Source organism: Methylomonas aurea, from assembly GCF_024505045.1.
Lineage (GTDB): Bacteria > Pseudomonadota > Gammaproteobacteria > Methylococcales > Methylomonadaceae > Methylomonas > Methylomonas aurea.
On the sequence record NZ_JANIBM010000004.1, the window covers coordinates 106,618 to 126,948 of the forward strand.

The 20,331-nt window shown below is 53.1% G+C and carries 25 protein-coding genes and 3 tRNA genes; 21 read left to right on the top strand and 7 right to left on the bottom strand.

Annotated features, from left to right (window positions below; genetic code table 11):
• The first annotated feature begins 11 nt into the window (after positions 1 to 11).
• A complete protein-coding gene (locus NP603_RS05175; RefSeq protein ID WP_256609855.1) occupies positions 12 to 509 on the top strand; it encodes an LPS-assembly lipoprotein LptE in 498 nt (165 codons plus the stop codon).
• 6 nt (positions 510 to 515) lie between these two features.
• Positions 516 to 1,529 carry a DNA polymerase III subunit delta gene (holA, locus tag NP603_RS05180; protein ID WP_256609856.1) on the top strand — a complete coding sequence of 338 codons (1,014 nt, stop codon included), beginning with the start codon at positions 516 to 518 and terminating at the stop codon, positions 1,527 to 1,529.
• Positions 1,530 to 1,608: 79 nt separating this feature from the next.
• Here the strand turns inward: holA and pepA are convergent, their stop codons facing one another.
• Complete coding sequence (gene pepA / locus NP603_RS05185) at positions 1,609 to 2,445, bottom strand: flocculation-associated PEP-CTERM protein PepA (protein WP_256609857.1); 837 nt, start codon at positions 2,443 to 2,445, stop codon at positions 1,609 to 1,611.
• A gap of 268 nt (positions 2,446 to 2,713) precedes the next feature.
• On the opposite strand from pepA, the gene NP603_RS05190 reads away from it, so the two are divergent.
• On the top strand, positions 2,714 to 2,884 hold the full coding sequence (locus NP603_RS05190) for a rubredoxin (RefSeq protein ID WP_140910939.1): 171 nt from the start codon (positions 2,714 to 2,716) through the stop codon (positions 2,882 to 2,884).
• Positions 2,885 to 2,955: 71 nt separating this feature from the next.
• Here NP603_RS05190 and NP603_RS05195 read toward each other — a convergent pair whose 3' ends face one another.
• Entirely contained in the window at positions 2,956 to 4,701 is a 1,746-nt protein-coding gene (locus tag NP603_RS05195) for a proline--tRNA ligase (protein ID WP_256609859.1), read from the bottom strand.
• Between the two features lie 161 nt (positions 4,702 to 4,862).
• On the opposite strand from NP603_RS05195, the gene NP603_RS05200 reads away from it, so the two are divergent.
• On the top strand, positions 4,863 to 5,501 hold the full coding sequence (locus NP603_RS05200) for a response regulator (protein WP_256609860.1): 639 nt from the start codon (positions 4,863 to 4,865) through the stop codon (positions 5,499 to 5,501).
• A gap of 42 nt (positions 5,502 to 5,543) precedes the next feature.
• Here NP603_RS05200 and NP603_RS05205 read toward each other — a convergent pair whose 3' ends face one another.
• The 3 genes from NP603_RS05205 to NP603_RS05215 all read right to left on the bottom strand — a co-directional run bounded on the left by NP603_RS05205 (position 5,544) and on the right by NP603_RS05215 (position 8,284).
• Complete coding sequence (locus tag NP603_RS05205; protein ID WP_256609861.1) at positions 5,544 to 6,449, bottom strand: NAD(P)-dependent methylenetetrahydromethanopterin dehydrogenase; 906 nt, start codon at positions 6,447 to 6,449, stop codon at positions 5,544 to 5,546.
• Positions 6,450 to 6,494: 45 nt separating this feature from the next.
• On the bottom strand, positions 6,495 to 7,403 hold the full coding sequence (locus NP603_RS05210; protein ID WP_256609862.1) for an NAD(P)-dependent methylenetetrahydromethanopterin dehydrogenase: 909 nt from the start codon (positions 7,401 to 7,403) through the stop codon (positions 6,495 to 6,497).
• 86 nt (positions 7,404 to 7,489) lie between these two features.
• Positions 7,490 to 8,284, bottom strand: coding sequence for an inositol monophosphatase family protein (locus tag NP603_RS05215; RefSeq protein WP_256609863.1), 795 nt, complete (start codon positions 8,282 to 8,284; stop codon positions 7,490 to 7,492).
• 89 nt (positions 8,285 to 8,373) lie between these two features.
• Here NP603_RS05215 and NP603_RS05220 point away from each other — a divergent pair, with 89 nt between their 5' ends.
• From NP603_RS05220 to NP603_RS05240, 5 genes are all read left to right on the top strand, one after another.
• Positions 8,374 to 9,105, top strand: a complete 732-nt coding sequence (locus NP603_RS05220) for an RNA methyltransferase (protein WP_256609864.1) — start codon at positions 8,374 to 8,376, stop codon at positions 9,103 to 9,105.
• A 4-nt stretch (positions 9,106 to 9,109) separates the two neighbouring features.
• Positions 9,110 to 9,862 carry a serine O-acetyltransferase gene (cysE, locus tag NP603_RS05225; protein WP_256609865.1) on the top strand — a complete coding sequence of 251 codons (753 nt, stop codon included), beginning with the start codon at positions 9,110 to 9,112 and terminating at the stop codon, positions 9,860 to 9,862.
• Between the two features lie 133 nt (positions 9,863 to 9,995).
• Complete coding sequence (gene iscR / locus NP603_RS05230; RefSeq protein WP_140910947.1) at positions 9,996 to 10,481, top strand: Fe-S cluster assembly transcriptional regulator IscR; 486 nt, start codon at positions 9,996 to 9,998, stop codon at positions 10,479 to 10,481.
• A complete protein-coding gene (locus NP603_RS05235) occupies positions 10,481 to 11,596 on the top strand; it encodes a cysteine desulfurase family protein (protein ID WP_256609866.1) in 1,116 nt (371 codons plus the stop codon). The genes iscR and NP603_RS05235 overlap by 1 nt, the downstream gene beginning before the upstream one ends.
• Before the next feature lie 4 nt (positions 11,597 to 11,600).
• Complete coding sequence (locus NP603_RS05240; RefSeq protein ID WP_256609867.1) at positions 11,601 to 11,924, top strand: HesB/IscA family protein; 324 nt, start codon at positions 11,601 to 11,603, stop codon at positions 11,922 to 11,924.
• Positions 11,925 to 11,966: 42 nt separating this feature from the next.
• Here the strand turns inward: NP603_RS05240 and NP603_RS05245 are convergent, their stop codons facing one another.
• On the bottom strand, positions 11,967 to 12,308 hold the full coding sequence (locus NP603_RS05245) for a hypothetical protein (protein WP_256609868.1): 342 nt from the start codon (positions 12,306 to 12,308) through the stop codon (positions 11,967 to 11,969).
• 194 nt (positions 12,309 to 12,502) lie between these two features.
• Between NP603_RS05245 and def the strand changes: the two genes are divergently transcribed.
• The 4 genes from def to NP603_RS05265 are packed head-to-tail and all read left to right on the top strand — an operon-like array spanning position 12,503 to position 15,157.
• The gene (gene def, locus NP603_RS05250) at positions 12,503 to 13,045 is read left to right on the top strand and encodes a peptide deformylase (protein WP_256609869.1); all 543 of its coding nucleotides are present in this window, start codon (positions 12,503 to 12,505) and stop codon (positions 13,043 to 13,045) included.
• A complete protein-coding gene (locus tag NP603_RS05255; protein WP_256609870.1) occupies positions 13,042 to 13,956 on the top strand; it encodes a quinoprotein relay system zinc metallohydrolase 2 in 915 nt (304 codons plus the stop codon). The genes def and NP603_RS05255 overlap by 4 nt, the downstream gene beginning before the upstream one ends.
• A 20-nt stretch (positions 13,957 to 13,976) precedes the next feature.
• Positions 13,977 to 14,813, top strand: coding sequence for a quinoprotein dehydrogenase-associated SoxYZ-like carrier (locus NP603_RS05260; protein ID WP_256609871.1), 837 nt, complete (start codon positions 13,977 to 13,979; stop codon positions 14,811 to 14,813).
• A 14-nt stretch (positions 14,814 to 14,827) separates the two neighbouring features.
• On the top strand, positions 14,828 to 15,157 hold the full coding sequence (locus tag NP603_RS05265) for a DUF2845 domain-containing protein (RefSeq protein WP_256609872.1): 330 nt from the start codon (positions 14,828 to 14,830) through the stop codon (positions 15,155 to 15,157).
• 28 nt (positions 15,158 to 15,185) lie between these two features.
• Here NP603_RS05265 and NP603_RS05270 read toward each other — a convergent pair whose 3' ends face one another.
• Entirely contained in the window at positions 15,186 to 15,683 is a 498-nt protein-coding gene (locus tag NP603_RS05270) for a hypothetical protein (RefSeq protein WP_256609873.1), read from the bottom strand.
• A 256-nt stretch (positions 15,684 to 15,939) separates the two neighbouring features.
• Here NP603_RS05270 and csrA point away from each other — a divergent pair, with 256 nt between their 5' ends.
• The 8 genes from csrA (at position 15,940) to NP603_RS05310 (ending at position 20,317) form a co-directional block, all read left to right on the top strand.
• Entirely contained in the window at positions 15,940 to 16,131 is a 192-nt protein-coding gene (csrA, locus tag NP603_RS05275) for a carbon storage regulator CsrA (protein WP_256609874.1), read from the top strand.
• A 10-nt stretch (positions 16,132 to 16,141) separates the two neighbouring features.
• Positions 16,142 to 16,232: transfer RNA gene (locus NP603_RS05280), tRNA-Ser, on the top strand.
• A 77-nt stretch (positions 16,233 to 16,309) separates the two neighbouring features.
• Positions 16,310 to 16,386: transfer RNA gene (locus NP603_RS05285), tRNA-Arg, on the top strand.
• A gap of 25 nt (positions 16,387 to 16,411) precedes the next feature.
• A tRNA-Asn gene (locus tag NP603_RS05290) sits at positions 16,412 to 16,487 on the top strand.
• Positions 16,488 to 16,692: 205 nt separating this feature from the next.
• A complete protein-coding gene (locus NP603_RS05295) occupies positions 16,693 to 16,842 on the top strand; it encodes a hypothetical protein (RefSeq protein ID WP_256609875.1) in 150 nt (49 codons plus the stop codon).
• Between the two features lie 3 nt (positions 16,843 to 16,845).
• Entirely contained in the window at positions 16,846 to 17,382 is a 537-nt protein-coding gene (locus NP603_RS05300) for a GNAT family N-acetyltransferase (protein ID WP_256609876.1), read from the top strand.
• 353 nt (positions 17,383 to 17,735) lie between these two features.
• Entirely contained in the window at positions 17,736 to 18,803 is a 1,068-nt protein-coding gene (locus NP603_RS05305) for a tyrosine-type recombinase/integrase (RefSeq protein ID WP_256609877.1), read from the top strand.
• Complete coding sequence (locus NP603_RS05310; RefSeq protein WP_256609878.1) at positions 18,803 to 20,317, top strand: hypothetical protein; 1,515 nt, start codon at positions 18,803 to 18,805, stop codon at positions 20,315 to 20,317. The genes NP603_RS05305 and NP603_RS05310 overlap by 1 nt, the downstream gene beginning before the upstream one ends.
• Positions 20,318 to 20,331 lie beyond the last annotated feature (14 nt).

Consider the following 20,331-nt stretch of genomic DNA (forward strand, 5'->3'; position numbering starts at 1 on the left):
GTAAAAAACCGATGAAGCGCTTGTTTCGATTCCTGATCCTGGCTGCAGCGCTGATGCAAGCCGGTTGCGGTTACCATTTGCGGGGCTCGATCGAGATGCCGGCAGCGCTGAAGAGTCTTTACCTTTTCGGCGCTTCCGGACCGTTACAAAACGAAATGCAGCAAATCATGCGGGCTTCGAAGGGCAAATTGGCGCCGACGCCGAACGACGCCGGCGTCGTCGTCAAAGTTTTGAAGGAAGACATGCGCAGCCGGGTGTTGTCTATCGGTTCCACCGGTAAATCCAGCGAATCCGAGCTGGAGTATTACCTACGCTTCCAATTCTTCGACGGCAAGGAGAATGCGATGATGGACGAACAGGTCATCGAATTATCCCGCGAGTTTTTCAACGACCAGACCGCGGTGTTGGCGAAAACCAACGAAGAGCAGTTGATCCGCGGTGAGATATACAAGCAGGCGGCCAGGATGATCTTGGCCCGCGCCCGGGTGGCGATCGACAACCAGAAGTAAAAACACGTGCGCTTGAAAGTCGAGCAGTTGGCTGCGGCGTTGCAAAAAGCCGTGGCGCCGGTCTATCTGGTCAGCGGCGACGAACCTTTGCAACTGGGCGAAGCTGCCGACGACATCCGCCAGGCTGCACGCGCGGCCGGCTACACCACCCGCGAAGTGATTGCGGTCGAGTCCGGCCACGAGTGGCCGCAACTTAGCCTGGAAGCCGATTCGCTGTCGATTTTTTCCGATAAAAAATTGATCGACTTACGCCTGCCTTCGGCCAAGCCGGGAACGGAGGGCAGTAAGGCCTTGATCGCCTATTGCCGGCATCTGCCGGACGATACCGTGCTGCTGGTGACGGCCGGCAAACTGGAGTCGGCGGCGCAAAAATCGCAGTGGTTTCAAGCATTGGACGGCGTTGGTGTCATCGTCCAGGTTTGGCCGCTGCAGGGCCAAGAGTTGTTGAACTGGTTGCAGCGCCGCGCCGAACGCAGGGGCATGCGGCTGGACAACGAGGCCTTGAAAAGTCTGGCCTCCCGTGTCGAGGGTAATCTGCTGGCGGCCGCGCAGGAGATCGAAAAGCTATACATCTTGCACGGTGGGATTTTGATCAGCAAAGCCATGGTTGAGGATGACGTTGCCGACAGCGCCCGTTTCGACGTGTTCAAATTGACCGATGCTTTACTGGCGGGAAAATTGAACCGGTCTTTGAAAATCCTGAACGGCTTGCGGGCCGAAGGTGTAGCCGCTTCCATCGTGTTGTGGGCGCTGAGCCGGGAAACCAGAACGTTGTTGCAGGTCAAAACCGAGTTGAGCCGTGGCGTTAACCCGGAAGCGGTGTTTAAGAAATTTCAGATTTGGGACAAACGCAAGCATCTGGTGCAAGACGCCGTTCAGCGGTTTAAAACCGAGCAGTTACAAGCGATTTTACGGACGGGCGCGGAAGTCGATCGCCGTATAAAGGGGCAAGCCGCCGGCGACGAATGGGAGGATTTGTTCGGTTTGTGTTTGCGGTTTTCGGGAATGTCGGAACTGTGACTGCGCGACTGAGTTAGAGGCTACCGGCCCCGGCGTGATGGGCCGGGGTCGGTAACTCGGTAAGTGCTAGCGCTGCGAATTACGTGCTGGCTTTTTTACGTTGGCCAACGCCCAATAAGCCGGCCAGGCCTGCGCCGAACATCCATACCGCCGGCGGCAACGGCACCGCGGTCAGGTTGATCGAGCCATCGACTGCGGCCAGCACGCCCTCGGCTTTGTTATGGCCTTGCACGCTGGTGATGCCGGGTAGCAAGGTCGCGTTTTTCAAATCGATTGAAAATAATGCGCTGCCGCCGCCGATTGGGGCGCTATACACACTGGAATTGGAACTGCCGAAGAGTCCGGAGAAGCTCAGGTCCAGTTGCTCAATGCCTTTGCCCGAGGCAAGAGAAATAAAGCCGCTACCGCCGGTCAGCGTGCCGGTCAGAATAGCCGTCCCGTCGTTGAAGCCGCTGTCGCCGCTGAAGCTAAAATCCGGTGTCGTGTCGAAATATAGGCCTACGTTGCCTCCGGTCAGCGAGAAGCTTTGCAAGCCGCCTGGCAAAACGGAATAGGTGCCGCTGAAGCTGGCGACCACAGTGAGTTCAAAGCCGTTACCGTTACCCGATGCACCGCTGACGTTCAATTGCGGGACATTGATGCCGCCGGAATTGGTCAGAATGTGGTCGTTCACATAGGTCTGAAAATAACCGCTCAGCGTGCCGTCGTTGTTGACTTTAACCAAGCCGACACCCAAACCGAAATCGTAGGTGTCGAATGGGCCGACCACGGCCTCGTCGCCTGCGGCCCCCGCAGCGGCAGTGTAGTCGGCCGTGCCGCTCCACGGTAACGCAGCCGATGCGATAGGAGTTGCCGTTGCCAAACCGAGCAGCAAAAGGCTTTGTTTAACATGATGCGAGATTGCGTAATGTTTCATTTCAGTCCCTCAATAAGTAAAAAATATCGATCCCCTGCGCCATGTTTATACTCGTTTCTGTGAAATAATTCAAATTACAATTCAATTACCTAGCTCGCGGGCCATGGCATTTTTCGTGCCGGGGTGTCCGGTTTGCCGGCGAGACGCGGGGAGACGGCAAACCGCATAGCAGGGTCGATTCCTTCCAATATTCGTGGTTTTTTGGCGGGCGAGCATAGGCTACAATTCCGCCCGTTTATTAAACGTCGTTACAACCGAGGATTAAACAATGGCAGAATTCAGAAAGTACAAATGCAAAACCTGTGGACATATTTACGACGAGGAATTGGGCGACCCGCGTAACGGCGTTGCCCCCGGCACCCGTTGGGAAGACGTGCCGGAAGACTGGGGTTGCCCGAAGTGCGGCGCGGTCAAAGCTATGTTTACATTGATGCGCTAACGGCGTAAATCGGCAGGTAAGAAAAAGGGCGCCAAGTGCGCCCTTTTTTGTTGGCTGGAATTAGCCCGGTTTTACGCCAGTTTGGCTTTGATAAAACCGACCAATTCGGAAAAAGGCACTTCCTGGCTCTCGCGGTCGGTGCGGCCCTGGTATTCGACGGTACCGCTGTCCAAGCCGCGGTCGCCGATGACGATACGGTGCGGAATGCCGATCAGTTCCATATCGGAAAACATAAAACCGGCGCGGACCTTGCGGTCGTCGAGCAGGACTTCGATGCCGGCCGCGGTCAACTCCTGGTAAACCTTTTCCACGGTATCGACCAGGCGGTCGGACTTGTACATATTCATCGGGCAGATTGCGACCTGGAACGGTGCCAACTCGTTGGGCCAGATGATGCCGCGCTCGTCGTGGCCTTGTTCGATTGCCGCGGCGACGACCCGGGAAATGCCTATGCCGTAGCAGCCCATGACCATGATTTGGTTCTTGCCGGCTTCGTTGACGATGGCGGCGTTCATCGCTTCGCTGTACTTGGTGCCGAGTTGGAAGATATGGCCGACTTCGATACCGCGGGCGATGGTGATGTTGCCTTCGCCGTCCGGGCTGGGGTCGCCTTCGCCGATTTGGCGGATGTCGTGTAGGCATTCTTGGGTTAATGCGCAGTCTCGCTCCCAGTTGACGCCGGTGTAGTGAAAGCCTTCGTCGTTGGCGCCGCAGACGAAGTCGCTCAAATTTTCCACGGCATAATCGGCAATGATATGGCCGAGGAAAGGCTGGTTTTCCTGACAGACCGGACCGATGTAACCCGGGCGGCAGCCCAGGGCTTCCTGGACTTCGTCGTCTTTGGCAAAGTCGAAGTTACCGATGATTTTGCTCAATTTGATTTCGTTCAGTTCATGGTCGCCGCGCAGTAAAACCATGTAATAAGCGTTTCGCGCTTCGCGGTCTTGCGGATTGGCGGGGCGCTGGACCAGAATTAGGGTTTTCAGCACTTTGTCGGCGGTGGTGCCTAAAAATTCGCAGACTTCGGCAATGGTTTTTTTACCCGGGGTCGCCGTCTTTTCCAAATTCCGGCCGGGTTCGGGACGATTGAACGGCGGGCGGCGGACTTCGGCTTTTTCGATGTTGGCCGCGTAATCGCTGGTGTCGGAAAAGGCGATGGCATCTTCGCCAGACGCCGCCAGAACGTGGAATTCGTGCGATACGGCACCGCCGATCGAGCCCGAATCGGCCATCACGGCGCGGAATTTCAGGCCGAAACGGTTGAAGATGTTGGTGTAGGTCTGGTACATCACATCGTAAGTGGCTTGCAGCGATTCCTGGTCGAGATGGAAGGAATAAGCATCCTTCATGACGAATTCGCGCGAGCGCATTACGCCGAAGCGCGGACGGATTTCGTCGCGGAATTTGGTTTGGATCTGGTAGTAGGTGATCGGCAGTTGCTTGTAACTGCGCAACTCGTTGCGGGCCAAATCGGTAATGATTTCTTCGTGGGTCGGGCCCAGGCAGAAGTCGCGTTCGTGGCGGTCTTTCATTCGTGCCAATTCCGGGCCGTATTTTTCCCAGCGGCCGGTTTCCTGCCACAGTTCGGCCGGTTGCAGGGCTGGCATCAACACTTCCAAGGCGCCGGCTTTGTTCATTTCCTCGCGGACGATGTGTTCAACCTTGCGCAGTACCCGCAATCCCAGCGGCAGCCAGGTGTAAACCCCGGCGGCCAGTTTGCGGATCAGGCCGGCGCGTATCATCAACTGGTGGCTGGCGATTTCGGCGTCGGCGGGTATTTCTTTTACGGTGCTGAGAGGAAATTGGGAAGTGCGCATGGCGACCTTTGGGTTGGTTGATCGAAAACGCTATTTTACCGGTTATTAGGCTAAACGACGAAGACGCGCGCGGGATTAACTCTTTTAGATGCCGCTTGCCGTTGCCGTTGGAAAGGAAATTTGGGAAACTTGACCGGATAAAGATCCTTGCGAAGGAAGTTATGATTAAAGTTTTACTCGTTGACGACCATGAATTGGTCAGGAGCGGTATCGAGGCGCTGTTGGCTGCGGAGCCGGATATTTACGTGGTCGGCGTATGCAATTGCGGCGAGCAGGCTCTGCAACTGGTCGCTCAAAACCCGCCCGACGTGGTTTTGATGGATATCAACATGCCGGGGATTGGCGGGTTCGAGGCTTGCCGCCGCCTGTTACAAACCCAGCCGAATGCCAAAATCATTGCATTGTCGGTACATAACGACGGTCCGATTCCGCAACAATTGCTGAAACTGGGGGTGGTCGGTTTCGTGTCTAAAGCGTCGCCGGTCAACGAAATGGTCGCGGCGATTAAAACCGTCATGTCCGGAAAGCGTTACCTGTGCCAGGATGTGGCCAGCAATCTGGCATTTCAATTTTTGCCGGGCGCCGACGTTTCGCCGTTTCTGCAATTGTCCCAACGCGAGGCCGAAGTGGTGCGGATGATTCTAAACGGCAAAAGCATACAGGAAATGTCGGAAGCGCTGGCCCTCAGCGACAAAACCATCAACACTTACCGCTATCGGGTCTACCGCAAATTGCAGATTAAAAACGACGTGGAATTGACCAGACTGGCGGTGAAGTTCAATTATCTGGACGCCGTCTGAGAGTGGCTGAGGGTTGGGTTAGAGCCCAACCCTCGGTAGAGATCAAACCAACGTGCGGGCTTTGACGAAGGCTTCGCGGAAATCCAGGAATACCGGGGTTTCGGTTTCCAGCATTAGTTTCAACAATTCGTGCTGCAATTGGTACTTGATATTACCGACAGCCAAAGCACCGACTCCGACCGCATTCGGCGAATGCGCCGCGGAGGCCAGCGGCGCCGCGAAATCGTTCAATTCTATGCCTTCTATGCCCAGTGGCGGCACTGCATTGACGTCGCCGGCGACTTTCAATTGTTTGGCTTGCGCCAACACGGTAGAGTTGATGACGCGAATGCCGGCTTTTGCGGTGCAGAACACGATGTCGGCATCGGCAATCAGTTGCGCTTTCTCTTCGTCGTTGCGCGCCACGGCCGCACCCATGCTGGCGCCGAAGCGGCGGTTGTATTGTTTGGCTGCATCCTTGGCGGTATCGATCGACAAATGGTCCACCAGCAAGGTTTCGGCGCCTTGCAAGGAAGCGATGACGCCGGTGGCGATGCCGACCGGGCCGGTGCCGCCGAATACCAGCGCTTTCAAACCTTTCAATTCCCGGCTGTGATGGTCCTTCAACGCCTTTTCCACGCAGGCCACCAATGCGGCGGCGGTCGTGCAGGCGCCGCTGGGGTCGGCAAACACCGAGACTTGGAATGGTGGAGCCATGGCCGGTTTGGTGGCTTGCAGCATGTCGATGGCCAGCCCCATATCGCGGCCGCCGATGAACAGGGCGGTGCGTTTGTTGCCGGCCGGACTCCGCGAAAACACCGCATCCTGCGTCAAATTGTGTATGTTCTCCAGTTTGACGTTGGCGTAGGGAACAAGTACATCGAAACCGGCGTCGAGCGCCATGTTGATGTCAAACGGGCTATTGTTCGGCATCGGGTCGAACATGTGGAGTATGCTGCGTTTTGCCATTGGTACCTTACCCTGTGTGTGGTGGCGGACTGGACTTGGAGTCGGTTACTTGCTGGTTTTGATGAATTCGCGCGCGACTTCAAAAGCGTGCTCGAAGTGCAAAAACAGCGGCTGGTCGCTTTCCAGCATGCGTTTCAGCAAGCGGCTTTGCGCCTGGTACTTGATATTGCCGATCGCCAATGCGCCGATGCCCACCGCGCCGCTGACCGAGCCGGCAATCGGTTTGCCGTTGTCGAACGCGTCGACGCCGGCAATGCCGGACGGCGGTACCGCGTTGACGTCGGCTGCGACCTTCAATTGCGGAGCGCTGGCGATCATTTCGGCGCTGAGCAGTTCGATGCCGGCCGCTCCGGTAGCAAAGACGACGTCGGCGGTTTTGATGTATTCGGCTTTGTCGGAATCGGCGCCGGCGGCAATCGAGATTTTGCCGTCGCCGAATTCTTCGCTGCACAATTCCGCGGTGCGCTCGGCTCTATCCAATTGGCGGCCGATGATGCGAACTTTGGCGCCGGCCTGGGCGGCGATCACCGCTGCGGCTTGGCCGACCGGGCCGGTGCCACCCAGTGCCAGAACGTTTTTGCCCTGCAGCGTGGTGCCGAATTTATCGGCCAGTTCTTTTTCGACAGCAGCTACCATGCCGGCAGCGGTCGTGAAAGCGCCGCTGGGATCGGCGAATACCGAGACTTCGAACGGCGGAACCATGGAGTTTTTCGCCATCTTCAGCATGTCCATGGCTTGTTTGGTTTCGCGGCCGCCGATAAATATCGCGGTGCGTAACAAACCCTTCGGGCTGCGCGAGAAAATAGCGTCTTGAACCAAGCCCCGGACTTCGCTCGGTTCAACGTTGATATAAGGCACCGCTGAAATCCAGCCGGCATCCATCGCCATATTGACGTCGAACGGGCTCAGGTTTTTGGCTGTTGTCAGCATGTGAAGAATAAACGGTTTTTCCATGGTGGCCTCTTAAAATTTGATTAGCCGGTTAGTATAAAAGAAAAGGCGAAACGATAACAATTTTAGGCTAAAAGCGAAATTACGCCTTATTTTAGCCGGGCGGGTACATGCGGCTCGATGATTTGGTACATGAGCTGATGCATTTTCGGGTTGCCGGTGATAATGTTGCCTGACTGTAAGTATTTGTCGTTAAAAGAAAAATCGGTTGCGACTCCGCCCGCCTCCTGCACCAGCAATACGCCGGCGGCAATATCCCATTCCTTGACGCCGATTTCCCAATAAGCGTCCAGCCGGCCGCAGGCCACATAAGCCATGTCCAGCGCGGCGGCTCCGGCGCGGCGAATGCCGGCGGCGTCGGCACAGACCGCCTTGAACATACCGAGGTAAGGCTCGATGTTTTCCATGGTTTTGAACGGAAAGCCGGTCCCGATCAACGCCCCGCGCATCGTGTTCTGCTTGGTGACGCGGATGCGGCGGTTGTTCAGCATCGCCCCGCCGCCGCGTTCGGCTGTGAACAGCTCGTCGCGGGTCGGATCGTAAATAACGCCGATCTCTAATTTGTTCTTGTTTTTCAATGCGATCGAAACGGCGTAGTGCGGAAAACCGTGTAGAAAATTGGTAGTGCCGTCTAATGGATCGATAATCCAGGTGTAGTCGTTGCCTTTGGCCTCGCCGCTTTCTTCGGCGAGTATGCCGTGGTCGGGGAATGCGGTACGGATGACTTTGATAATTTCCTGTTCGGCTGCTCGGTCGACTTCGGAGGCGTAGTCGTTGCGGCTTTTTTGGTCTACGGTGAGCTTTTCGATATTGAGAGAGGAGCGTTGAATCAGATCGCCGGCGTTCCGCGCTGCGCGGACGGCTATATTGAGCATCGGATGCATAATCGAGTTGAAAATGAGCAGTTGGAAAACGCCGATAGGATAGCAAACTTTGTTAGAATCGCCGCTTTTTCAAGTGCGGCAGGTGGGCGTTGCTGTCTAATTTTAAAGTGGTTTTGGTGGAGACTTCCCATCCCGGCAACATCGGTGCCGTGGCGCGCGCCATGAAAAACATGGGCATGAACCAGTTGCGTTTAGTGTCGCCCAAGTATTTCCCCCATGCCGACGCCACCGCCAGAGCCTCCGGAGCCGACGACGTGTTGCGCAATGCCGGTTGTTTTGCCTCGCTGGCGGATGCATTGGCCGATTGCCAGATTGTGCTGGGAGCGAGTGCCAGAGACCGAACCATCAGTTGGCCGAGCCTGACCGCGCGCGAGGCCGCCGAAACCTGGGCGGTAGCCGGCGACGTTGCGCGGCCGAACATCGCACTGGTTTTTGGTAGGGAGAATTCCGGCTTGAAAAACCATGAATTGGATTTATGCCATTACCTTTTGCGGATTCCGTGTAATCCTGAATACAGTTCGTTGAACCTGGCGGCGGCGGTGCAAGTGGTGTGCTATGAGCTGTTTCTGGCCTCGGGACAACAATCCGCCAGTACGATTGGCGACCGCGGCGAAGCGCCCCTGGCAACCGCGGCGCAAATGGAAGCGTTCTACGCACATCTGCAGCAGACCATGGCCGATATCGGTTTCTTGCATCCTGAGCGTTCCCGTTCGATCATGCGGCGGCTGCGCCGTATTTTCAACCGGACCCAGCTCGATACCAAGGAGTTGGATATTCTGCGGGGTATTCTGAGGTTCTCGCAAAACCATAACACCAAGTAGGCGTATGTTCTCTCGATTAAAAGAAGATATCCAATGCGTGTTCGCGCGCGATCCCGCCGCTCAATCGGTGTTCGAAGTCGTCACTACCTATCCCGGTTTTCATGCGGTATTGATTCACCGCGTAAGTCATGCTTTGTGGTTGCGGGGCTTTCGCTGGGCGGCGCGTTATATTTCCTTCCTCGGCCGTTGGTTGACCGGCATCGAAATTCATCCCGGCGCGCAAATCGGCCGGCGCTTTTTTATCGACCACGGCATGGGCGTCGTCATCGGCGAAACGGCGGTCATCGGCGACGATTGCACGCTGTACCACAGCGTCACACTGGGCGGCACCAGTTGGGACAAAGGCAAGCGCCACCCGACCTTGGGCAACGGCGTCGTGATCGGGGCTGGCGCCAAAGTATTGGGGCCGATCGAAATTGGCGACGGTGCCAGGGTCGGATCTAACTCGGTGGTGGTGAAACCGGTGCCGTCCGGCGTGACGGTGGTCGGTATTCCGGCGCATATCGTCGATGCCAAAGCCAAGCAGGACAAGGCGCGGCGAGATGCGATGGCGCAAAAGATCGGCTTCGATGCTTACGGCGCGACCGCCGACATGCCGGACCCGATTGCCAATGCCATTAATTTGATGCTGGACCATATTCACCATCTGGACCAGCAGTTGGACGACATGCAGAAAGTCTTGAGCGAAGCCGGCATCGATTGCCGCCGCCACCAGGTAGCAAAGCTGGACGACTGCGAAATCAAGGATCAACCCTAACTGATTGGGGCCGCCAAGCGAGCCGGCCGTGGCGAAAGCGAATTCGAGAAGCGGCCCGCAGACAAATACTTGACCAATTTAGTGGGTTTATTTATAGTCGCCTTAATTTTCATTAGTTTATAAGGGGTTTGGCATGCGGCTCACGACTAAAGGGCGTTACGCGGTTACAGCGATGTTGGATTTGGCTTACCACAGCCAATCCAATCCAGTCACGTTGACCGACATTGCGACTCGGCAAACCATTTCGCTGTCCTACCTGGAGCAATTGTTCGCCCGCTTGCGCAAAGCCGGCATGGTCAAAGGGGTCAGAGGGCCAGGCGGCGGTTACACGCTGAGCCGCGGCGCCCGCGACATCAATATTGCCGACATTATCGAAGCGGTAGACGAGCCGGTCGATTCGACCAAGTGTGGAGGTAAAGCCAATTGCCATAACGATCAGCCGTGTTTGACCCACGATCTGTGGATGGGGCTGAGCGAACAGATTCGGGCCTATTTGAAAGAAATCAGTCTTGGGCAATTGTTGGAACGAGAATTCGTCAGTGACGTCGCCAAACGCCAGGGCCGGCAAATCGAGCACGTCATCGAACTGCAGACACGCCAGGAAAAACGTAGCGCTTGATGATCTATTTCGATCACAACGCCACAACGCGTTGCGACGAACGCGTGGTGGAGGCCATGGCGCCCTATATGGGGGCTCTGTACGGCAATCCTTCCAGTCTTTATAAACTCGGGCGTTTTGCCCGCACTGCAATCGATACCGCCAGAGAGCAATTGGCTGCATTGCTCGACGCGCCCGCCGAACGCATTGTGTTTACCAGCGGCGGCACGGAAGCCAATGCCCTGGCCTTGGCCAACGCCCGAGGTAAGTGCTTAACTATTTCGGCGATAGAGCATCCGTCGGTATTCGAGAATGCCGCAGCCTATAGGGCGTCGTATCGGGATTTGCGCACCGGGGCTGTCGATTCTAACGGGCAAATTTCAGTCGATAGTTTGTTGGACTTAGACTGGCAGCCGGGTGATTTTCTGTCGCTGATGCTAGCCAATAACGAAACCGGAGCCGTGCAGCCGGTTGCCGAAGCGGTGAATCGGCTGAGCGGTTTCGGCGTCAACGTCCATACCGATGCAGTGCAGGCTTTGGGCAAAATGCCGTTATCGTTCAGGCAGCTTGGCGTCACGCTGTTAACGGTGTCCAGCCACAAAATTTATGGACCTAAAGGATGCGGGGCTCTGGTCGTCGCCGAAGGTTTCAATCTCAGTGCGTTGCAGCGAGGCGGCGACCAGGAACACGGTTGGCGGGCTGGTACCGAAAATGTCGCAGCCATTGTCGGTTTTGGCAAGGCGGCTGAGTTGGCGAAAGCGGAGATGGAGGTACGTTCGGCCAAACTGGCGAAGTTGCGGCAGCGGCTGGAACAGCGTTTAAAGACGATACCGGGTTTGGTGATTTTCGCCGAAACGGCGGAGCGATTGCCGAACACCGTGCAATTCGGGGTGGCCGGACTAAATGGCGAAATGCTGTTGATGCAATTGGACCAGCACAATATTGCCGTATCCAGCGGCTCGGCGTGTTCGGCGGCGTCCGGCGAAATCAGCCCGGTTTTGGCGGCCATGGGCATAGCACCCGATTTGGCCAAATCGGCGATACGGGTCAGTTTGGGCAAGGACAATACCGAAACTGAGATCGATCGCTTTGTCGAGGTATTGATTGCCTCGCTAGGAATACATCAGGAGATTTAATTCAATGAGCATCACCGTTACAGAGAGCGCCGCAAGGCAGATTCAAAAACAATTGCAAAAGCGCGGTTCGGGTGTGGGCTTACGCTTGGGAGTCAAGGCATCCGGTTGTTCCGGTTACGCTTATGTGTTGGATTACGCCGACCAGGCCGAAGCCGATGATGTGGTATTCGACCAACACGACGTGAAAGTGCTGGTGAAGCAGGCGGACTTGGATAAATTGGCCGGTATTCGGTTGGATTATGCCAAGGAAGGTTTCAATGAAGCCTTCAAATTCAGTAATCCCAACGTCAAAGCGACCTGCGGTTGCGGAGAAAGCTTTTCAGTTTGAACGATTAAGGCGCCGGCGAGAACGCACCGGCGCCGCCGGCGCTTATTTCATGTTGGCGCCGCAATTGCCTTCCATTTTTTTGCCTTCCGCCGCTTTGTCGGCGGCAGGTGCAGGTTTGTTACCGGCGCATTTGCCTTCGGTCGCGGCTTTAGTGTCAGTGCTTTTTTTCATCATCGCCGCGCCGCATTTACCCTCGCCGCAGGCACCGTCTTTCATTTTGTCGGCGCCGGCATCGGGTTTAGCTTCGGCAGTCACCATATAACCCGAACTCAATTCTGACAACGCAAACGGGTTGCTGTCGGCTTGCGCAATGCCGCCGGCCAAAGTGGGCAGTAAACTGGCGCCCATCGCTACGGCTAACGGGGTTTTGCTTAATTTTTTCATAGTATCTCCAGTGGTAAAGCTTATCTTTATTTGATGGCTATTCGCCGGAAACTCGACCTTTCGGCTCGGGCTCTTCGGTAATATCACAAAAAAGCCCTGCAAAGTAAAGACGAGTGGATTGCCGTTAACAGCAGTATACTTGGGCCCGTAAAATTGCTGATCCATCGGATGCCGAGACAAAATTCGTCACAGTTATGACTGAAAATAGCCAGATACAACAGTTGGGAGCCGAAGTATTGCGTCAACCGGCCGCGCCAGTTGATGACTTTAACAACCCCGAGTTCCGCGAACTCATCGAAAATATGCGCAATGTGATGCAGGCAGCCAGCGGTGTGGGCATTGCCGCACCACAGCTGGGTGTGTCTAAACGCGTTGTAATAGTTGCCTCGCGCCCGACTCCGCGCTATCCGCAAGCGCCGGAAATGGCGCCGGTCGTGATGGTCAACCCGCGTTTCGACGTGGTGGATGCCGCGATGGTCAAAGATTGGGAGGGCTGTTTGAGTGTGCCCGGTGTCAGAGCCTTGGTGCCGCGTTACCGCGCGGTTGCCGTGGAATTCTTCGACGAATCGGGATTGCCTTGCAGTTTGGCGTTGGCCGATTTTCCAGCGCGGGTGTTCCAACACGAATTCGACCATTTGGAGGGTATGGTTTACTTGGATCGAGTGGAAACCAACCGCGATATCATTTCCGAAGCCGAGTTTTTCAAACGGGTGGTCGGGCAGGAGCAAGCGGCATGAGATGGTTTGGGCTTATTTGCGGGATGGCGTTGAGTTTTGCGGCTCTGGCCGCGCCGTTGTTGAAAGTGGAGCAAGTGGCCCCCGGTATTTATCTGCATCTATCGGAACATCACTGGCCGGACCGCGAAAACCATGGCGAAATCGCCAACATCGGTTTCATCGTCGGCGACCGTTGCGTCGCGGTGATCGACAGCGGCGGCAGTCCACAACAGGGCATTGCCTTGCGCAATGCGATCAAGCAAGCCACGGCAAAACCGGTGTGTTATGTGATCAATACCCATGTGCATCCCGACCATATCTACGGTAATCGCGCTTTTAAAGAACCGGGAGTGCAATTCGTCGGCCACCATAAACTGGCCCGAGCCATGGCAGCCCGCGGTGACCATTACTTGAGTAGAGCCGCCGAATTATTGGATATCCACGTCAACCGGGACAATATCGTTCCGCCGGATTTGCAGGTCAAACAGACCATGACGTTGAATTTGGGGAATCGCGAGCTGCTGTTGACGGCTCATCCCAGTGCTCACACCGATAACGATTTGAGCGTTTACGACAAAACTACAGATACGCTTTGGCTGGCGGATTTATTGTTTCTGGAACACATTCCGGTCATCGACGGCAGCATCAAGGGTTGGCTCGCCGAATTGGAGAAACTCGAAAAAAATAGCTACAAGCTGGTGATTCCGGGACATGGGCGTCTGGTTAAGGATTGGCCGGCCGCAATGTTGCCGGAGAAAGCCTATTTGTCGGAGTTGGCTACCGAGATCCGCGTGATGGTCAGGCAGGGTAAGACTTTGGAGCAGGCGGTGGAGCAGGTCGGTCTGGGCGCTAAAAACCGTTGGCAGTTATTCGAGCAATTCCATCGTAAGAACGTGACGACAGCGTTTGCCGAGCTGGAATGGGAAGATTAAATCTATCGGGAGATTGATGCATGCATAAATTTATACAGTTGGTGTGTTTGAGCGTGGCGATGGTCTTGGTCGTGCCGGGTGCTCGTGCTGAGGGCGACGATGAAACTTGGAATACGGTGTTGAAAAGCCAGTTTTTCTCCGGCAAAGCGATTGAGGAGAACAACGCCGTTATCGAATTGGATGCGCCTTACCGGGCGGAGGATCCGGCGATTGTGCCGGTCAAGGTGATCAGCAAATTTCCGCAGAATAAAGACAAATACATCCGTAAAATCTGGTTATTCGTCGATAAGAATCCATTCCCGTTCGTCGGCGAGTTCGAGTTTTTTCCGGAAAGCGGTAAGGCCGACTTGGCGATGCGGATACGGGTGAACACTTATAGTAATATCCGGGCCATCGCCGAAACCAACGACGGCAAATTGACCATGGCCAAAAAATTTGTCAAAGCCAGCGGCGGTTGTTCCGCGCCGATCGGGGCAGACCTCGATGAGGCGATGAAGCGGTTAGGCAAGGTCAAATTCAGAATTGACGACGGCTTGCAGGCCGGCCAGCCGGCGCAGACCCAATTGATGATCAGCCATCCCAATTTGACCGGTATGCAGATGGACCAGATGACGCGTTTTATTCGAAAATCGCATTTCATCGACCAGTTGAAGGTCACTTTCAATAATAAACCGGTGCTAAACGCCAAGATCGATATCGCCATCAGCGCGGACCCCAATTTCCGGTTTTATTTTGTCCCGGACAAGGCGGGAGAATTGAAGGCCGAATTTACCGATATTTCCTGCGAATCTCCGACCAGCCGCAATGTCTGCAGCAAAGGTAGCGGTTATTCGCAAAGTTATGCCGTCAATCCTTAACAGTAGGGCGTCGCGTGCATATCAAGCCGATTGTTTTCGCCGTGCTGGCCCTGCTGGTTGCCGGCGATGTCTGGGCGATGCGCTGCGGACACCGCTTGGTTCAAGTCGGCGACTACAAAGCGGAAGTGCTGGAAAAGTGCGGTGAGCCCGATGCGGTGGAACAGCGTCGGGCGATACGCGGTAGCCGCTTGCGCCATCCCTACGGCGCGCTCGAGATCGACCAATTCGAAGAAGTGTTGATCGAAGAATGGACTTATAATTTCGGGCGGCGAAAATTCCAAAAGCTGTTGGAGTTTGAAGACGGCGAGTTAAAGAAGATTCGCGATTTGGGCTACGGATATTAGCCGCTCGAACTGGCACAGTTGGCGATTCCTAGCGTATTTGATTCAAATCGGTGATCGCATCCACCACTATGCCGCTGCCGATTGCAATCATCAGAATATCGGAAGCCACACGAACCAATCTATAACCCGCCAGCGACGAGCCGATCAGGTGTGGCGGTACTTCGTAGTAGATTACGTCTCTGGGTAAAGGGCGGCCGATCGCCCATTTTTTCGCCTGTCCGGGAGGCAGGCAGCCATTGCGCTTTTTCTTTAGCCCAGGAGGGCAGTCGGCGTTGCGGTATAACGGCTCGTAGTATTCTCTGATGGTGCGGCGATCAGCGTCGCTGAAACGGTAGTTTTGATACTGTTTGGCTTCGCGTCTGCTATCGTCGAAGTGGTCCTCGCCAGATTGGTGTTGCATGGTTTTTGGTGCTTGGTCGCGACCATGTTTTGCATTTTTAGCAATTACGCAGGGGGCGGATAGCAAAAGGCACGCCGTCAAGAAGGGCGGAAATTGCTTCATAATAGCGTTTCGGGTTATACGCATGCTGTTCACTCCGTTTGGCAAAGGTATCGGACAAAGTCCGCAGTTTCGATTAAGATAGTAGAACGGTTCAATCTGAGCCTCTTAGGTCCATTCATGCGATGATGGTTTTGGTTAACTGGCGGTAATTTTCCCGTCTGAGCGAAAGGATAATATAAAAGCGCTAATATATTTTGCTTCCATTTTCTGGGAAAAGGAATATAATTGTCGATTCGAGTGTGTGGCAGTAACAAGCGCATTAACAATGTAGGGAGATAGTATGCTTATCTTGACTCGTAGAGTGGGAGAGACCTTGATGATTGGTGACGATGTGACTGTTACGGTTCTCGGGGTAAAAGGTAACCAAGTAAGAATTGGGGTTAATGCGCCCAAAGACATCTCGGTTCACAGGGAAGAGATCTACGAAAGAATTAAAAAAGAACAATCCGAGGCCGGTAACGCCGAGGGTTAAGTCAGTTTTAGGAGAGATGGCCGAGAGGCCGAAGGCGCTCCCCTGCTAAGGGAGTATGTGCCAAAAGCGCATCGAGGGTTCGAATCCCTCTCTCTCCGCCATTATTGATTAAGTTGTTAGTAAGAAAATAAAGTTTGACACGGAGTTAAAAAATAATAATAATAGGCGGCTCAACAAAGCGCCCGTAGCTCAGCTGGATAGAGTACTCGGCTACGAACCGAGCGGTCGGGAGTTCGAATCTCTCCGGGCGCGCCATTATTGAGAAGTTGAAAGATATTAATCCCCTGTAGCTCAGTCGGTAGAGCGGGTGACTGTTAATCACTAGGTCGGCGGTTCGAGCCCGTCCGGGGGAGCCAAATAAATCAAGGGCTTGCAGAAATGCAGGCCCTTTTTTTTGCCTTTGCGGGACACTGATGGGACACCAATCTGTAACAATTGGCAATAATCATCAAGAATTTTTATCTGATTGCCGAAGCTGATAACATATAGACTGTAGGCACTATTTTTATCAAAACATAAAAGAAGAGGCGTATAACGCCCGTTTTAACCGGAGCACACAGCATGGCAACCCCAATCAAAGAAACTCCTGTGCTAACTGGCAAGGATGCGCGAAACTTTGATGCGTGGATGAAGCAGAACCAAGACAAAAAAGTTAGTCCAGACTCATATCAACGCATAAAGGCAGCAGCCAAAAAATTTAAAGTCGTTTAATAGATGGCCGAATACTCAATTCGGCGCTTATTGCATGACGACCATCGACCTGAGTTTGATTGCGACGACGCAGATTTAAACGAATTCCTAGCTATAGACTCTGTACTCGCTAGTCAAGAGCTATTAACTGTCACTTATCTGGTTGAGAGAGACGGATTGGCAGTTGCGTTTTTTAGTCTATCTAATGACGCCGTCAAAAAAGAGCTGATACAGCAACATGACAAGTCTTCATATAACAGGCTTGTTCGCAAAATTCCTAACCGTAAACGATATTCAACCCTGCCTGCAGTAAAAATAGGCCGGCTAGCAACCGCGAAGGAGTTGCAAGGCGAAGGAATAGGTAGCGATATATTAGATTTCTTGAAGGATTGGTTTACCGAAGGAAATAAAACCGGCTGTCGGTTTATCATCGTTGACGCTTACTGCAATCCCAAAACAATCCGCTTTTACGAAAAAAATGGCTTTTCATTCTTATTGAAATCGGATGAAGACCAAGCAACAAGGCTTATGATTTTTGACTTAATGACTGTACGCCCTTGATACTGGCCTGTCTTTCTGGTCCCTTTGTTACCGCCTCTCCTCCAACACTCTTCAAAAAATACTGTCCCAAAATTTTCTTTTCGGGTGTTTTTTAGGCCAAATTGCCCCATAAAAGTCCCATTCGTAAAGGGTTGCCTTGTATTGTATTTGTTATTCAATATCTTAATTTTTTGGGTCGGGTGATTACTTATCATCCGTTGTCAATTCTCAGGCTTTGTTGTAGTATTTTGATGCAGCAAAAAAACGGGCCTGGAAGTGCTACCAACACAGCCAAGCCCTGACCATCCACTTAACAAGACGGGTTAAGCAGTGGCTATGTTCAATTATACCGGCCATTGCCCCAAGGGGTTTACATGGCGACCATCGAAACACGCACCAGCGACAACGGCGAAAAGTCCTATCGGGTTAAGGTTCGGCTGAAAGGCTACCCGGCACAATCCGCCACCTTTGACCGACTGACCGATGCCAAGAAATGGGCATCCGCTACAGAATCGGCAATTCGTGAAGGCCGCCATTTCAAAACAGCCGAAGCCAAAAAGCACACCATGGCCGAAATGGTGGACAGATACATTAAAGATGTATTGCCCACCAAGCCCAAACAAGCCAAAAAGCAACAGCAACAGCTTGAGTGGTGGAAAGTCAAAATAGGCGCATACGCCTTGGCCGATGTAACCCCTGCCATGATTGTGCAATATCGGGATGAACTCGCAAGCGGCGAAACATATCGAGGTGGACAACGTAGCCCGGCCACAGTTGTTCGTTATATGGCCGCCTTATCCCACGCCTTCACTATTGCCGTGAACGAATGGCAATGGCTTGAAGATTCGCCTATGCGGAAAGTTAAAAAACCGAAAGAGTCACGCGGCCGGGTTCGCTTCTTGGACGATGGCGAGCGCGAGCGTTTTTTGTCTGCCTGCCAACAGTCAAGCAACCAGTGGCTTTATTTATGCGTCATTCTGGCGCTATCTACCGGCATGCGGCAAGGTGAATTGATGGGCCTGAAATGGCAAGACGTAAACCTTAAAGACGGCTTCATCATCTTGCACGAAACCAAAAACGGCGAGCGGCGGCGGGTTCCTTTAGCCGGTCATGGGTTGGAACTGTTACGGGAACATGCCAAGGTAAGGCGCCTCGATACCGATTTGCTTTTTCCGGGCAACATCCACAAAGACAAGCCGATTGACCTTAGAAAACCTTTCGAAAATGCCCTAAAAGCGGCGGAAATTTGCGACTTCCACTGGCACGACTTGAGGCATTGCACTGCTTCTTATCTCGCCATGAACGGCGCCAGCTTGGCCGAAATCGCTGAAGTCTTGGGGCACAAAACCTTGGCGATGGTCAAACGCTACGCGCATCTATCAGACGGCCATGTTAGCAATGTGGTTGCCAGTATGAACGCCAAGATTTTCGGGGGTGTGTAATGGATGCGAGATTTTTAGAGCGTACGGGCTTTACTCATTCTTGGAGTGAAGAAATGCATTACCTAGTAGTAGAAAATGCTTGGAATGGTGAGTCTATTGATTGGGGATTTTGGGGGAGCCTTCCGAATATCACTCCGATACAGGCGGCAAAGCTTTATTGGTGCATTGACCCACTTAGATGGCCTGATAGTAATTATGCTCTAGGTGTTTTGCCGGATGAATGGCGAATCAAAATTGAGCAGCTAACCCAATTCTTAAAAGGTCGCTCCAATGCTTGGTCTTTAAGTGATTTGCTTTCAGTTTTAGGCTTTGAGAACGCACCTTTTGGGATGATACAGGTAGTAAAACAGCATCGGCTTGATGAAGCTAAAAAGCGCTCTTCTATTGCTCAGCCGTTAGATTTACTCTCTGATGAAGCGACGCAGAACTACTACAAGCAAGCAGCTTGGTCTTGGATTGATGCGATTTATATTTTGCAAGGTTATAGGCCTGTCTTTCAATTAGATACGGAACAGGTTAGGGCTCACTTTCCGAGCCTAGTAACGTTTTTTACGCAATCAATACAGCTAGGAAAGATTGGTAAGGAAATAATTCAGGCAGGAGAAAAGACTTTTATTGATTCCCCAGCGAATTGGCGCGTGTTTTGGGATTCCGTTAACCAAGCTAAGCCAATAGAGCAACCGGAAGTCTTTGAAGATATTGAAATCGACTATAGAGATGAACCGCTTAACGAAAATGCTCTGAATGAAATTAATGTTGAATACTGGACCGAGCAGGCGGCGGCAATAGTGCCAAGGGTGAAATGGCTGGAGAAGCTTAAACTTGATGAAGAAAAAGTAAAAGAAATTGAGAAAGCGTGCAAATTCGCTGATTCGCGCGGATTGCATGCGGAGCAAGTGAACGCCTACGCTAACTTAGCGGCGCTAACATCCAGGGCGGAGAAGTACTTTGAGGGTGTAGACACGATACTTAGAACCGAATTGAAAAAACCAACCTGTATGGACGAAAGGACCAAACTTTTTGTTTGGCGGCACGTTTTGAAGGCTAACGAGTTTGACTCTACCGCGGAAGAGTTTCAGATTATTCGAAATCAGCAATTACTTAGTAAAATCGCTGAAATAGATGGTTTATTGGAAATCGAATCTGTAAGTCTGGAGACGGAAACTAATGCCACAAAGTCAGAGGCGGACACCGAAACGATTAGCAGTGTTAGCCAGACAAAACGGGGGAATGATATTGCAATATCAAACCTTTTAAATGCGCCAACTCGCCAGGATGATTGGTTTGAAGTAATCAATGATATGACTAAAGACTTTTATCTTAAATTTGGTCAAGTTCCAAACGCCATTCAAGCATGGGGGTGGTTATGTACAACTCCACCGGCGGGATATTCCATAACAACCGGAAAAGACAAAGGTGGTGAAGATTGCTTGATGATGCCGGGTGTTAAGTCATTGGGTAAACGAAGTTTTGATGAAAGATGGAAAAAATACACAGCCCCGACTTCGGAATAAAACAGAATAAATCA

Excerpts from the sequence above, each read along its gene's own strand:
- NP603_RS05175 (WP_256609855.1), top strand. The coding sequence starts at position 12 with ATGAAGCGCTTGTTTCGATTCCTGATCCTGGCTGCAGCGCTGATGCAA.
- pepA (WP_256609857.1), bottom strand. The coding sequence starts at position 2,445 with ATGAAACATTACGCAATCTCGCATCATGTTAAACAAAGCCTTTTGCTG.
- NP603_RS05190 (WP_140910939.1), top strand. The coding sequence starts at position 2,714 with ATGGCAGAATTCAGAAAGTACAAATGCAAAACCTGTGGACATATTTAC.
- NP603_RS05195 (WP_256609859.1), bottom strand. The coding sequence starts at position 4,701 with ATGCGCACTTCCCAATTTCCTCTCAGCACCGTAAAAGAAATACCCGCC.
- NP603_RS05200 (WP_256609860.1), top strand. The coding sequence starts at position 4,863 with ATGATTAAAGTTTTACTCGTTGACGACCATGAATTGGTCAGGAGCGGT.
- NP603_RS05205 (WP_256609861.1), bottom strand. The coding sequence starts at position 6,449 with ATGGCAAAACGCAGCATACTCCACATGTTCGACCCGATGCCGAACAAT.
- NP603_RS05210 (WP_256609862.1), bottom strand. The coding sequence starts at position 7,403 with ATGGAAAAACCGTTTATTCTTCACATGCTGACAACAGCCAAAAACCTG.
- NP603_RS05215 (WP_256609863.1), bottom strand. The coding sequence starts at position 8,284 with ATGCATCCGATGCTCAATATAGCCGTCCGCGCAGCGCGGAACGCCGGC.
- cysE (WP_256609865.1), top strand. The coding sequence starts at position 9,110 with ATGTTCTCTCGATTAAAAGAAGATATCCAATGCGTGTTCGCGCGCGAT.
- iscR (WP_140910947.1), top strand. The coding sequence starts at position 9,996 with ATGCGGCTCACGACTAAAGGGCGTTACGCGGTTACAGCGATGTTGGAT.
- NP603_RS05235 (WP_256609866.1), top strand. The coding sequence starts at position 10,481 with ATGATCTATTTCGATCACAACGCCACAACGCGTTGCGACGAACGCGTG.
- NP603_RS05240 (WP_256609867.1), top strand. The coding sequence starts at position 11,601 with ATGAGCATCACCGTTACAGAGAGCGCCGCAAGGCAGATTCAAAAACAA.
- NP603_RS05245 (WP_256609868.1), bottom strand. The coding sequence starts at position 12,308 with ATGAAAAAATTAAGCAAAACCCCGTTAGCCGTAGCGATGGGCGCCAGT.
- def (WP_256609869.1), top strand. The coding sequence starts at position 12,503 with ATGACTGAAAATAGCCAGATACAACAGTTGGGAGCCGAAGTATTGCGT.
- NP603_RS05255 (WP_256609870.1), top strand. The coding sequence starts at position 13,042 with ATGAGATGGTTTGGGCTTATTTGCGGGATGGCGTTGAGTTTTGCGGCT.
- NP603_RS05260 (WP_256609871.1), top strand. The coding sequence starts at position 13,977 with ATGCATAAATTTATACAGTTGGTGTGTTTGAGCGTGGCGATGGTCTTG.
- NP603_RS05270 (WP_256609873.1), bottom strand. The coding sequence starts at position 15,683 with ATGCGTATAACCCGAAACGCTATTATGAAGCAATTTCCGCCCTTCTTG.
- csrA (WP_256609874.1), top strand. The coding sequence starts at position 15,940 with ATGCTTATCTTGACTCGTAGAGTGGGAGAGACCTTGATGATTGGTGAC.
- NP603_RS05295 (WP_256609875.1), top strand. The coding sequence starts at position 16,693 with ATGGCAACCCCAATCAAAGAAACTCCTGTGCTAACTGGCAAGGATGCG.
- NP603_RS05300 (WP_256609876.1), top strand. The coding sequence starts at position 16,846 with ATGGCCGAATACTCAATTCGGCGCTTATTGCATGACGACCATCGACCT.
- NP603_RS05305 (WP_256609877.1), top strand. The coding sequence starts at position 17,736 with ATGGCGACCATCGAAACACGCACCAGCGACAACGGCGAAAAGTCCTAT.
- NP603_RS05310 (WP_256609878.1), top strand. The coding sequence starts at position 18,803 with ATGGATGCGAGATTTTTAGAGCGTACGGGCTTTACTCATTCTTGGAGT.